Origin of the sequence: Natronolimnohabitans sp. A-GB9 (genome assembly GCF_030848565.1) — an archaeon.
Taxonomy (GTDB): domain Archaea; phylum Halobacteriota; class Halobacteria; order Halobacteriales; family Natrialbaceae; genus Natronolimnohabitans.
The window spans coordinates 127,535-140,648 of sequence record NZ_JAVDDV010000005.1; the positions used below are offsets into that span (position 1 = coordinate 127,535).

Below are 13,114 nucleotides of genomic sequence, written 5' to 3' on the forward strand. Positions count from 1 at the left end.
ATCCTCGTGTCAGTGTCAGTGGCGAGACTGTCTCCTCAATGAACCAACACTCGAATGTGAGCAACGATCGAACGAGGCGAACCGACGTCACGTCGGACAGTCCCTTGCATGTTCATGGCACACATTGATGCGGAGAATGAGTGGAGAAATCCCCTGTTAATGGGTCCCCTGATTCGTTCGTCCGGACGGCCGACGTCGTATCAGTGCGGTTCGCGAGGACTGTCGATTCGGCCGAACAGTCACCGGGAACGGACAGTAACGACGGTCGAATCACTACCTGTCGGAGGGGTCGGCGATGAGTGACCTTCCGCCGATGACGTCGATTAAACGGTGGTTAGTCACGACCAATCACAAGGACGTCGGGATTCTCTATCTCGCGACGTCGCTGTTTTTCCTCCTGCTCGGTGGCGTCCTCGCACTCCTGTTCCGGGCCCACCTGTGGGAAGCCGGTGGGACGGGACTGCTCTCGGCCGACGAGTTCAATCAGTCGGTCTCGGCTCACGGGCTGTTGATGGTGTTTTGGTTCCTTTCGCCGATTGCGACGGGGTTCGCGAACTACTTCGTTCCGCTGCAGATCGGGGCGAAAGACCTCGCATTCCCGCGGCTGAACGCCATGAGTTACTGGTTCTACCTGTTCTCGGGACTCCTGTTTGCGGTCTCGTTTTTCCAGGGACGGACGTTCGCCGGCGGGTGGACGATGTACGCGCCGCTGAACGTGCCGATGTACACGCCCGCGATGGAGGCGACGACCGGCGGCAACGGAACGATCCTCGCGTTGATTCTGTTCGTCTTCTCGATCACGATCGGGACGGTCAACTTCATCACGACGATCCATCGCTCGCGTGCAGAGGGGCTGGGACTCTGGAATATGCCCCTTTTCACCTGGTCGTGGCTGCTGACCGTCTGGATGATGCTGTTTGCGTTCGCCGCGTTACTGGCCGCGTTGCTGTTACAGGCGACCGATCGTGTCTTCTTGACGCAGTATTTGGCAACCGATCAGGGCTCGAGTCTGTTGTGGGCACACCTGTTCTGGTTCTTCGGCCATCCGGAGGTGTACATCGTCTTCTTCCCTGCCCTGGGGATCATGTTCGAGACGTTCCAGACGTTTACGGGACGTCGTCTGGTCGGCCGGAAGTGGGTCATCATCGCGATGGTCCTGGTGGCCGTCCAGTCTTTCCTGGTCTGGATGCATCACATGTTCCTGACGACGATCAACTTAGAGATCAAGACGCTGATGATGGCGACGACCATCGGGATCTCGTTACCGTTCGACCTGATGGTCTTTGCGTTGATCTACACGATGGTCAAGGGACGGGTTCGGTTCACGACGCCGTTTCTCTTCGCACTCGGTGCGCTCGTCTTGTTCATCCTGGGCGGGATCACCGGAGTGTTCCTGGGTGCGGTCGTGCTCGACTACGAGTTCCGTGGCACCTACTGGGTCGTCGCCCACTTCCACTACGTGATGGTCTCGGGGGTCACTGCCCTGATCGGCGGCCTCTACTACTGGTGGCCGAAGATCTCCGGAAAGATGTACTCCGAGACGCTCGGGAAACTCAACTTCGCTGTCTACTTCGTTGGCTTCAACATGTTGTACTTCCCGCTGTTTCTCGCCTGGGAGACCCCACGCCGTGTCTTCCACTTCAGTGAGGGCATGGAGATCTACCACCAGGTCGCGACCGTCGGCGCGTTCGTCCTCGGCGCGTCGTTCCTGATCATGTTCTATACGTTCGCCAAAAGCTGGGTCTCCGGTCCCGAAGCACCGGACAACCCGTGGGAGTTCGCCCGTACCGCCGAGTGGGCGACGAACTCGCCGCCGCCACTCGAGAACTGGGGAGGACGTCCCAGCTACGCCAGTGGTCGCCTCGAGTTCGTCGACTCGGAAACAGCGACCGACGGCGGCGTGGCGACCGCCGAAGTGAGTCAGGAAGAACACGCTGACCACGCCAGCATCTGGCCGCTCGGAATCGGGTTCGGGATGTTCGTCTTTTTCCTCGGCCTGTCGGGCATCACGCCCTATATGGTCGAGTTCGCGGAGGGGACCGGGACGGCCCCCGACGGACTCGTCGGTACCGGTGCCGAGCAGAACGTGCTGTATCCCGTGTTGACGGTCCTCGGCGTTGTGATCCTCGGATATACGCTGTTCAAGTACGGGCGTGAGGAGTTCGTCGCCCCCGAGCTGGCGATCGCCGAACGCTGGCCGTTCGAAGGCGTTGGAACCACGAAACTCGGCGTCTGGGTCTTCCTGGCTTCCGACGTCGTCGTCTTCGGTGCCGTGATCGGCGCATACATTTTCATGCGCCTACACATGGGCTGGGGCGAGTGGACGACGGTTCCCTTTGCCTCCTGGCCCGGCCTGCTCAACACCTACGTGTTGCTCACCTCGAGTTTCACCGTCGTCCTCGCGCTCGTCTTCGCCGAGCGCCAGAACAAGAAGGGGCTGCTCGGTGCGCTCGGTGCGACGTTACTGCTCGGCCTGACGTTCATGGGCGTCAAAGCCTACGAGTACAGCGTGAAGTTCGCCGACGGCGAGTACTGGTGGTACGGCCTCGAGTACTCGATCTACTACGTCACGACCGGCCTACACGCGCTACACGTGCTCTTAGGCTTGCTGATCGCCGTGTTCATGATCTACCGGGTCGCGAGTATCGACGCCTACCTCGAGGATCACCGTCCAGTGGAGTTCTTCGGACTCTACTGGCACTTCGTCGACATCGTCTGGGTCTTCCTCTTCCCGCTGTTCTACCTGATGTAGGCGGGCTTTCGCCGTCGTTTCGACCCGGCATCGTTCGCCGTCGGTTCGATCCGATATCGGATCACAACCGGTCGGATACAAGGGCGTCGCCGAGCAACCTCGAGCCATGGAGCTCTCGGAATTCGTCGATCGACTCGACGACGAGCTGCGAACCGACGACTACGCCGACCTCGATGCCAGTGCCAACGGCCTGCAGGTCGGGCCGGACGAGGCTGACGTCGAGCACGTCGCCTTCGCCGCCGACGGCGTCGAGGCGACGTTCCGGCGGGCGATCGACGCCGGCGCGGACGCCCTCGTTACCCACCACGGGATCTCGTGGGGCGGCTTCGACCACGTCACCGGCCGTACATACGACCGGCTCGCGCCGCTGATCGAGAACGACCTCGCGCTGTACGTCTCTCATCTCCCACTCGACGGCCACCAAGAGCTGGGGAACGCCGCCGGCGTCGCCGACGTCCTCGAACTCGAGGCCTGCGAGCCCTTCGGCGAACTCGGCCCCGAGTACATCGGCCAGCGCGGGACCGCACGCGAGCCCTACGCGATCGATGACCTTCGCGATCGACTCGAGTCGACTCTCGAGACCGGCGGGCAGTCGGTCCAGACCCTCGAGTTCGGGCCCGAGGAGATCGAGGAGATCGCGATCGTCACCGGCAGCGGGACGGACTGGCTCGACGAGGCCGTCGACGCCGGCGCCGACACACTGGTGACTGGTGAGGGCAAACAGAAAGTCTACCACGAGGCTCGGGAAGCCGGGATCAACGTCGTGTTGGCGGGCCACTACGCGACCGAGACCTTCGGTGTCCGGTCGCTACAGGAACTGGTCGAGGGGTGGGGTCTCGAGACGACGTACTTCGAGGTTCCGACCGGACTCTGATCGGTTCGAAAGGACTGATACAGTCTCCTGTCATCAATTACCGCCGATCGCTGACCCCGTCGTGGCGATCGGCGGGAACCCGTTACAGCAGTCCGTATGAAACGCAGGCGCCGGCGAGAACGGCCCCGTCACCCGCCATCTCTCCTCTCAGATCACGCCCAATAGCGAGACGCCGAACACCGAGGCGACGACCAACAGTACCGTCCAGACACCGATCCCGACGGTCATCCAGCCGGCCGTGAGACGGGCGGAGCTTCCGGCGAGCAACGCGGCGAGTGTAGCGATGTGGACGCCGGTGAGAACCGGCGCACCGAAAGAGAGTCCGGGGAGCCCGTATCGCTCCCACAGTCGCCGCGCTCTCGCGTACCGGTCGCGCGAATCCGTGTCGGCGTCCGACCGGCGGCGGCGCCACCACGTCGTGAGACGCTGGTGGGCCGCGATGAGTGCGTACACCGAAACGACGTTGCCGGCAAAGGCGACGAGCCCCGTCACGAGTGGGTCGAGTCCGAGGCCGATTGCGATGGGAACGACGACGAGAATCTCGACGATCGGAATCGCCGCGAAGACGAACACCAGCGCGTACTGGAGGACGCCGCCGGCGTCCTCGAGTATCGATCCTACGTCGAGGGCAGCCTGTGTAAGGGTCATCTCTCGTCGTCGGTCTTATACTACCGGACAACAGTCAGTAGCCATCCGATCGCGTCGCGACGCCTGTCGTCCCGCGAGGGCGTCTCGAGTTCGATCGGTGTGTACAGCACGTTGTCCGGCAGTATAAGTACGGTGTCGTCGTGCCATAGGCATCTTCCAGTCAAATACGTACCGCTCGTCGGCTGGACGGACCTCGACGAACGTCGGTTCGTTCGTGTGGAGCATATGCACGCCGTAGGGTCAACACCCTCGAGTGCGGAACCAGGGGTAAATGAGCGAACGTTCGATCCCGACCTACGAGGTCGTCGTGATCGGTGGTGGGCCCGCTGGGCTGACGACCGCGTTGTATACGACCCGGCTGGGACATCGCACGGCCGTCTTCGAGAAGGAAGGCGGCCGCCACACGACCGTCGATCACGTCCACAACGTACTCGGCGTCTCCGAGAACGTCTCCGGTCAGGAGCTTGCGACCCACGCCGTCGAGCAACTCGAGCACTACGGCGGTGACTTCTATCCCGACGCCGTCGAGTCGGTCCAGCGGGAGGGGGACGTGGGCGACGAACGCCGGTTTCGCCTCGAGTCGAGCCACGCCACGGTCACGGCCGACAGGATCGTCTTCGCGACAGGGTTCCGAGACCGGAGTCCGGACGTGCCGGGACTCGAGCGCTTTACCGGACGGGGATTGCACTACTGTCTCCACTGCGACGCGTACACACTCGGTGACGGCCCCGTCTTCGTACTCGGCCACACCGAAAGCGCAGCCCACGTCGCGATGACGATGTGTAACTTCACCGACGACGTCGATCTCTTACTCGACGGCCGCGAGCCGGAGTGGGACGACGAGACCGACACCCGCATCCGGGCCCATCCGGTCGACCGTATCGACACGGCCGTCGTCTCGGCCTACGCAGACGAGACCATCGACGCGGACGAGCCGCCGTGGCTTGGCGGCCTCGAGTTCGCCGACAGCGTGGGTCCGAATTCCACGGGCAGCCGGACGGCGTCCGGCGACGGTACCGAGCGGGACTACCTCGGAGGGTTCGCGATGTACGGCTCCGTGTACAACGCCGACCTCGCCGCCGACCTCGGGTGTACACTGCGCGACGACGGGGCGATCGCCGTCGACGAGAACCGCGAGACCAGCGTCGATGGCGCCTACGCCGTCGGGGACGTCACGCACGGTCAGAACCAGACGACCATCGCGATCGGCGACGGCGCCTCCGCCGGGCTCGCGATCCACAAGGACCTGCGGCCGTTTCCGAAGTCGATCGCGGACCTCGAGAGTCGTGACGGCGACGGTGACGATGTAGGAGATGACACGCGCGCGAACAGTGATGGCGACGGCGTCGCCGGAGACGGCCTCGAGGCACCGGGAAGCGATCCGGCGTTACGAGCGCAAATGCGACGCGTCCGCGAACTGAAAACCCACCCGGGGCTTCGGGACCCATCACCTGGTCGCGACTGATACTGCCGGACAGCAGTCATACTGTCGGACAGCAGTCAGTGAGCAGTCGGTCGCGAACTCGCGGCCGTACCCGCGGGGACGGCCGCAGTCGCGCGACCGGTCGGTAATCGTGCTGGCCGGCAGTATGGCCAACTCACCTCGTTCGGCTGTCGGGTTCGATATTCGACTGCTGGAATGAAGCGTGCGATACTCGAGAACAAGTACGAATCACAACCATCACGGAGCCGCTACTCACGTGGACACGATGGTTCCCACGTCCTCCCCAGCCGACTGCGGTCCTCGCTTCGCTGCGGTCCTCGTCCCTCGCACGCGATCGTCGATCGGTCCTCGCTGTCGCTCGACACGATCGACAGCGTGCGCCACCGCACGTCGGTCGACCTCGAGTCATCTCGGTGAGGTGGCCGCGAGCCATCTCGGTGGGTCTCGGTGTCAGTACGTTCGATAGCTCGCCGACCCGACGTCGATCCGGACGGGCGTGTTCTCGTCGTAGACGTCAGGATCGGCGCCGTACTTCGCGTTGATCCGACGGTGGATGGCGTCCCCCTCGGCGTCGTCCTCGACGATCGACGCCGTGCCGAGCAGCGTCACCATCCAGCGCGTCTCGCCTCTGTCGTCGGCCTGGACGGAGAGAGCGACTCGAGGATTCTCCCGGATGTTCTCGAGTTTGCGGCCCGTCGTCGTGATCTCGACGACCGCCTCGTCGGCTACGTACCGATACCAGACCGGCGCGACATGTGGTCGGTCGTCGACGCTGGTCCCGAGGTGAGCCATCAGTGGTTCGCTCTCGAGGAGCCGTTCGGCCTCCGGTGGCACCGTCACGGTAGCGCTCGCGACGCTCGACGACAAAAACGGTCCGCATGACGGTGCCGCGTCGGCGTCCCACCGCCGCTGGCGGCCTCGAGCCCCGACTACGGCGTGGACCCGTAGCCACCCGAGTGTCGGATCCGTTCGATATCGAGGGAGAGGTAGTGCCAGAGCGTGCCGATGAGTCCGTCGGCGGCGATCCGGCGCCCGGAGCTCTCGATCAACACCGCGGGACAGTATCCCGTCGGGTACTGCCGGGCGAGACGGCGACTGAACGCCGTGTCTTCGTTGGGGACGTCCGGAAAGCCGCCCAGGTCGTCGAACGCCCGTCGATGGACGACGACGTTGAACCCCGGCAAGATCGGTTGCTCGAGGCGCGGAAAGACGTAGTTGATCGTCGCTTCCATGAGTTTCGCCCGCCGCGGACCGGTGATCCGACACCGGGAGCTGCCGGCTGCCAGCCCGTTTGCTTCGAGGTAGCCGAGCAGTTCGGTCAGGTAGTTCGCCCGCAGTTCCGTATCCGCGTCGACGAACGCGAGCCACTCACCGTCGGCGCGTGTCGCGCCCCGGTTTCTCGCCCGTGCGATCGTCGAGTCAGTGCCCTCGAGGACGGTCGCGCCGTACTCGCGAGCGATCGATCGCGTATCGTCGCTCGAGTTCCCGTCGACGACGAGAACCTCGTAGGTGTAGTCGGTGTCGAGCGCGGCGATACTCGCGAGTGCACCGCGGAGATACGTTTCCTCGTTGTGCGTCGGGATTACGAAACTCACGTCCGGTCGGTCGTGAACGCTCCCTATCGCGATAGCGTCGGTCCTGTCGGTCGACGTCGATGTCGCATCTCGGTCTTCGACGTCGTCAGCCTGCCCCTCGTCCATCGGTACTCTACTCGAGTGGTCGTAGTCGGACGGCTTAAGGTATCGGCGTTTCGTCGCGTGGTTTCATACGGACTGCTGTACCGAGTTCCCGCCGATCGCCAGCACGGGATCTCCGATCGGCGACACGTGACTATCGTCGCCCTGGCTGATCGTCGTGATCAGAAGAACGAGTCATACGGTACCAAGACACTTGTTTTTATACACCTGGGAGTGGGAGGATTATCTATCATGAACTTTTATAACCAAAGAGCCTGTACGGGTGAGTACAGATGTCGGTCGTACACGTAGCAGCGTAAGTTCGCCCCTCTCCGAGGAGTTTCCGTATCGTTCGACGACGACACCACATCAACCCCGACCGACATGAGCACCCAACCCCTGCAGACACGATCCGAATCGCAGCCGAACTATCCATCGACCCGCACACGAACGACGGCCGAACGAACCACTACTCGGTCGGCCGTCGAACGCTGTCCGCAGACGTTTTCCCACCAGGAGACGGCCCAGCTCCAGAACTTGATCGACGAGTTCAACGCCGCGTTCGCGACCGCCGATTCGGCGGGCGGCGCCTGACGACGCGGTCCGACTCGTAGAATCCAAACCGTCTTTGGAGTCGCTCGGCTAGACTCGAGTGGCCGATGACGATCTACTCGCTCCGAACCGGACTCGGCACCCGGTGACGACGAGCCCTATGAGTGCCGAGGCCACCGATTTTGACGATAGAACCCGACCCGTCTCGAGGAGGTGCTGGCTGTCGCCACGGTATCCGAACCCGGGTCGTTCGATGTTCACCACCGTCGATCCATCGACCAGCGGAATCGCTCACTCGGGAGGCTCGATAGCGTCCGGTTCGTTGTCGCCACAGCCGTGGTAGTAGATCGACTCGATTTCTCGATCGCGGTCTGCCGGCTCATCGATCGTCTCGAGGGTCACGTCCTCGGCGACGTAGTGTGCGTTGACGTGTGTGAGTTCCTCGCCGTGGTCGTCCGCCCACGTCTCACAGAGGTGTTCGGCGAGCGTTTCGACGACGATATCGTCGGGACCGCCACGTCTGACGCTGTTCATGTAAAAGCGTTCCCGATAGGTGTCGAACTGCTTCTGGAGTTCGTCGGATGGTCTGTCGTGTGTCACTGGGCGCTCGTTGTACGCGTCGACCGTGTCACCGCCTTCGGTTTCGGCCGGGAAGACGTAGTATCGGTCGACGGTTCGTGGATGGGGTGCGAAGACGGTCCAGTCGGGCTGGCTGACGCGGATCGTATCGGCCCTGTCGTCGATGCGGTCTTTCGGACCGTCCTCCTCGTCGACGAACTGAGCAACGGGGAGGTACGACAGCGTCGGCACGACGAGAAGGGAAACGACCGCGACGACCAGTGCGATAGTGTAGACGGTCGTTCTGACGTGCCCGAGGGTCTTCGAGTCGATCCGCGCTCGAGGGAGCCGAGAGCCGAGCCGTTCCAGTTCGGTTCGGACGTGGGCGAGTCGAGACCCGTCGAAAGTCACGGAGCGGACGAGGGCCTCCAGCCTGTCCCAGACCGGTGCCTGCAGGAACAGGAGCAGGCCGGCCATTGCGACGTAGGGGAACGCGCCGATTCGAACTGTGATCGCGAACGAAGCATGGCCGGCGATGAACATGGCGACGAAGAACGCGCGTGTGTTCCCCCGGAGGAGGATGAGAAGCCAGGCGAACAGCAGCATGTAGTACCACGTCACCCCTCCGTACTGGAGGAGCGTCGGGACGTTCCGCATGAGTTCTCCGAGGAGAAAGGTCGTATTGTCGAGTCCCATGATGAGCGGCGTGGCCTCCCCGCCGGTCCACAGCTCGGATTCCCGCTTGTGGTAGCCGTTGAGGACGTACATGTAGACGACCTGCGCCAGGATCGCTGCGGACGCGAGGCTCGTGATTCCCGTTCTCGGCGAGGAGTCGGCGTGGACGGCGTCGACCGACCAGCGCTCGCCAAGCGGGAGAAACATCGCCCAGAACAGGAGCATCCGGAAGAGAGTGTCCGCGAAACTGAGGACCAGCGGATTGTGGTGATCGAGCGAGACGACCAGGAGAAACGACAGGACGGTCGCGATCCTCGTTTTGTAGCCGACGATCAGCTGGATCGCGATCAGTATCGTGAGGGCGAACAACGCCGCGATTACGGTCGAGTCCGTCGTGAAGTAGTAGACCGAGAACGCATTGTCCGCTGTCATCTCCGTGGCCAGGGACTGCGGAACGACGCCCGTCTCTGTATAGAAGAACGTGAAATTTCGGAAGCGAAGGAGTATGTCCGCAACGATGAGCAACCCGGCAGCGATCCGAAACGCAGCGAGCGCCCGCGTATCGATTCGAATCGCGCCCGGATCGATGTACGTGGCCCCACGAAGATATCCTCGAGCACGCGTCGCGATCGTGCGAAGTGGAATCATACCCAACGTGAAACAGTTCTACTCACGACCGAGTGCCCCATATATATTGTTCACCACAACTGTCCGGTTTTCGCGCCTCGAGCGGAACCTGGTGGCGTCCCCTCGCGATGCCACCAGTCTCGCTAGGCGATCGCTTCGACCTCGATGGTCGCCGTCTCGGGTGGCTCGTCGACCAGCACCGTCGCCTCACCCTCGATGACCCGCTCTCCGTCCGCGTTGAGGACGTCGGTCGTCAGTTCGAACTTCCGGTCACCGATCTCGCCGACGATCACACAGACTGCCGTGACACGCTCTCCGACACCGATCGGTCCCAGGAACGACAGATCCTGGGAGACGTAGATGGTCACTCCCGGGAGCCTGGCGAGGGCGGCGCTGATGAGCCCGCTTACGAGCGTTCCGTGAGCGATCCGCTGACCGAAGCGCGTCTCGCGAGCGTAGCTCTCGTCGAGGTGGAGACGGTTGGTGTCACCCGACGCCGTCGCAAACGACCGTACGTCCGCCTCGGAGATTGTCTTCGAGAACTCAGCCCGATCGCCTACACTTAGATGGTCGCGGGAGACCGTCGAGCACTCGAACGTCCAGTCGGAGTGTTCGTACTCGGTCTCCTGTCTGGCGTGATACTGCGGCGTCGGCTCGGATTCGACGGCGAGTGCATCCCGGTGGAAGACCTGTGGGGCGTACCGAATCACGTCGTCGGTGCTTACCAGGCCGACGAGACTGCCGTTCTCGACGACGACCAGCCGCGCCACCCTCTGGTCGTGCATCGTCTCGAGGGCGTCTTTGAGTTCAGCAGCCGGATCGGTCGTGGCAACCGGCGTCGACATGACGTCCGTTAACGACTTATCACGCGGCGATTCGCTTCGGTCGAGCGCCCGGACGAGATCCGTTCCGGTGACGATACCGACGACCTCGTCGTCCTCGACGATCACGACTGAGTTGATTCCCTCCTCGAGGAATGTCCCCGCGGCGTCGGCGACCGTCTCGTTCGGCGCAGCCGTGACCACCGGCGTACTCATGACGTCTGCGACGCGGATCGGATACGACATGGACCGACACGTACGCTGCCGCCGATCATAGTATGGCGACCCGGTTTTCAGCGCCATGGAATCGTGGGCTGGTCCGGCACGGTACGGACTGCTGTACCTAGTGGCCGTCGATGGCCAGGACGAGGACGGCGATCGGTGGGACGTGACGACAGGAGACCGTCGGAACGGCCGCTCGGCTCTCGACGATCGAGAATCGGGATTCGGCCACGATCGGAGACAGGCTACAGTTGCGGGCTGAAGGTCCGATACGGATCGCCGATCGAGATGCTGGCCTCGGTGCCGTCGAGGGTCGCACGATAGATGTCTCGAGACTCCCGGGCGTCGCCGACGACGTAGACCGACGCGGGGTACGCATCGAGTTCGTCGGCGAGGTCGTCGTTCGGCTCGTGTCCTACCGCGAGCACCACTCGGTCGGCCTCGTGTGTCGTCGCCCCACCGTCGGCGTCGGTGGTGATCACGGCATCCTCCTCGATGGCCGTCACCGTCTCACCCGTGACGAGCGCGATACGGTCGTTCGACTCGAGGGCGTCGAGCATATCGATGCGACTGATCTGTTCTTTGTCCGGAGCGATCCGGTCGGCCTGCTCGACCACGGTGACCTCACAGCCCCGTTCGGCCAGGAAACCGGCGGTGTCACAGCCTACGTCGCCCCCACCGATGACGACGACCGATTCGTCACCGACCGGTACCGACCCGTCGATGATGTCCCACGACTGGACGACGTGATCTGCGTCGATCCCTGGAACGTCGATCCTGCGGGGCTTGGCGCCGGTCGCAACGACGACAGCGTCGGGCTCGACCGCCTCGACCGTCGATCGGTCGACGCGCTCTCCGAGTCGAACCTCGACCGGCCGACGGTCGAGTTGCGTCTCGAGGTACTCGAGGTACCATCCGTTTTTCCCTTTTCGCGGCGGAGCAGCCGCGAGATGGAGCTGGCCACCCACCTCCTCGGCCGCGTCGTACAGCGTGACGTCGTGACCCCGGTCGGCGCTTCGGATAGCCGCCTGGAGCCCGGCCGGGCCGGCGCCGACGACGAGTACCCGCTGGCGCTCCGGTGCGGGCCCGAGGGTGGCGAACTCCCGCTCGCGGCCCACCGTCGGGTTGACCGTACAGCCCATCTCCCTGTCGGCGAAGATACCCTCGCCGATACAGCCGATGTTGCAGCCGATACACCGGTTGATCTCCTCCATGCGTCCGTCCCGAGCCTTGCGCGCGAAGTGTGGGTCAGCGATGTGACCGCGGCCGAGAGCAACGAAGTCGGCGTCGCCCTCGGCGAGTACTGCTTCGGCCGTCTCCGGCTGGCGGACGACACCGACAGTGATGGTGGGGACGTCGACGGCGTCACCGATCGCTGCAGCGTAGTGAGAGCGCCAGGCTTCCTCGTACCCCATCGGTTCGAGGGTCCGGGTCGGCGCGCCATAGGCGCCAACCGTGACGTCGAGGACGTCGACGCCGGCCGCGGCGAGCACTTCGGCCATCTGCGTGGCCTCCTCGAGCTCGTAGCCGCCGTCGACGAACTCCTCGGCGCTCAACCGGAACGACAACGCGAGGTCGTCGCCGATCGCGTCACGGATACCGTCGACGATCTCCGTCGGAAATCGCATCCGAGCGTCGAAGTCGCCACCGTATCTGTCGTCCCGTCGGTTGTTCCGTGGCGACATGAACTCCTGGATGAGGTAGCCGTGTGAGCCGTGCAGTTCTACCCCGTCGAATCCCGCCTTCTGTGCGCGTTTCGCGGCATCCACGAACCGTTCCACCAACGATTCGACGTCTTCGGTTTCCAAAACCCGCGGGTTCCGGGCGTTGTACGCGTTCTCGGCCCTCGAACTCACCACCGGTCGGGCCCCGCCGGTTTTCTTTACTGTGGTGCCGCCGCCGGCGTGGTGGAGCTGCACGAACGCCTTCGCTCCGTGTTGTTGGATGCGCCGCGCGAGCTTCGAGAGTCCCGGGACGCGGCTGTTGTCGGCTATCGATAGCTGGTTGACGATAGCGCGTCCCCGCGGATGCTCGACGGCCGCAGTACCAACGGTGATGAGGCCGGTTCCGCCGGCCGCGCGTTCGGCATAGTAGTCGAGAAGCCGGTCGGTAACTTCGCCGGTGGCGGTGGCGTAATTCGTCCCCATCGGCGCCATAACGAGGCGGTTTCGGAGTTCGATGGGACCGATACATCCGGGGTCGAACAGGTGTGGGAATTCGGAACTCATTGGTGACATAGGCACTGGAAACGGAGAGGGCAAACAG

Annotated in this window: 10 protein-coding genes; 4 read left to right on the forward strand and 6 right to left on the reverse strand. The window is 63.5% G+C overall.

The genetic code is table 11. The annotated features are described in order from the left end of the window. Positions 1 to 295 precede the first annotated feature (295 nt). Positions 296 to 2,752 (forward strand): cbb3-type cytochrome c oxidase subunit I, encoded by a 2,457-nt coding sequence (locus RBH26_RS08700; protein ID WP_306757818.1) that lies wholly within the window; start codon positions 296 to 298, stop codon positions 2,750 to 2,752. A 106-nt stretch (positions 2,753 to 2,858) separates the two neighbouring features. Next, complete coding sequence (locus tag RBH26_RS08705) at positions 2,859 to 3,626, forward strand: Nif3-like dinuclear metal center hexameric protein (RefSeq protein WP_306757820.1); 768 nt, start codon at positions 2,859 to 2,861, stop codon at positions 3,624 to 3,626. A 147-nt stretch (positions 3,627 to 3,773) separates the two neighbouring features. Here the strand turns inward: RBH26_RS08705 and RBH26_RS08710 are convergent, their stop codons facing one another. Then, entirely contained in the window at positions 3,774 to 4,274 is a 501-nt protein-coding gene (locus tag RBH26_RS08710; RefSeq protein ID WP_306757821.1) for a small multi-drug export protein, read from the reverse strand. A 271-nt stretch (positions 4,275 to 4,545) separates the two neighbouring features. On the opposite strand from RBH26_RS08710, the gene RBH26_RS08715 reads away from it, so the two are divergent. Further along, positions 4,546 to 5,739, forward strand: coding sequence for an NAD(P)/FAD-dependent oxidoreductase (locus tag RBH26_RS08715; RefSeq protein WP_306757822.1), 1,194 nt, complete (start codon positions 4,546 to 4,548; stop codon positions 5,737 to 5,739). Between the two features lie 429 nt (positions 5,740 to 6,168). Here RBH26_RS08715 and RBH26_RS08720 read toward each other — a convergent pair whose 3' ends face one another. Together RBH26_RS08720 and RBH26_RS08725 are read right to left on the reverse strand one after the other, a co-directional pair. Then, positions 6,169 to 6,558 (reverse strand): pyridoxamine 5'-phosphate oxidase family protein, encoded by a 390-nt coding sequence (locus RBH26_RS08720; RefSeq protein WP_306757823.1) that lies wholly within the window; start codon positions 6,556 to 6,558, stop codon positions 6,169 to 6,171. 89 nt (positions 6,559 to 6,647) lie between these two features. Further along, positions 6,648 to 7,418, reverse strand: coding sequence for a glycosyltransferase (locus RBH26_RS08725; protein ID WP_306757824.1), 771 nt, complete (start codon positions 7,416 to 7,418; stop codon positions 6,648 to 6,650). Between the two features lie 360 nt (positions 7,419 to 7,778). On the opposite strand from RBH26_RS08725, the gene RBH26_RS08730 reads away from it, so the two are divergent. Then, a complete protein-coding gene (locus RBH26_RS08730) occupies positions 7,779 to 7,988 on the forward strand; it encodes a hypothetical protein (protein ID WP_306757825.1) in 210 nt (69 codons plus the stop codon). A gap of 249 nt (positions 7,989 to 8,237) precedes the next feature. Here the strand turns inward: RBH26_RS08730 and RBH26_RS08735 are convergent, their stop codons facing one another. The 3 genes from RBH26_RS08735 to RBH26_RS08745 form a co-directional block, all read right to left on the reverse strand. After that, positions 8,238 to 9,827: an HTTM domain-containing protein gene (locus tag RBH26_RS08735; RefSeq protein ID WP_306757826.1), complete on the reverse strand. Its 1,590-nt coding sequence runs from the start codon at positions 9,825 to 9,827 to the stop codon at positions 8,238 to 8,240. Between the two features lie 122 nt (positions 9,828 to 9,949). Beyond that, a complete protein-coding gene (locus RBH26_RS08740; protein ID WP_306757827.1) occupies positions 9,950 to 10,873 on the reverse strand; it encodes a CBS domain-containing protein in 924 nt (307 codons plus the stop codon). 221 nt (positions 10,874 to 11,094) lie between these two features. After that, entirely contained in the window at positions 11,095 to 13,077 is a 1,983-nt protein-coding gene (locus RBH26_RS08745) for an FAD-dependent oxidoreductase (protein ID WP_306757828.1), read from the reverse strand. Positions 13,078 to 13,114: the final 37 nt, after the last annotated feature.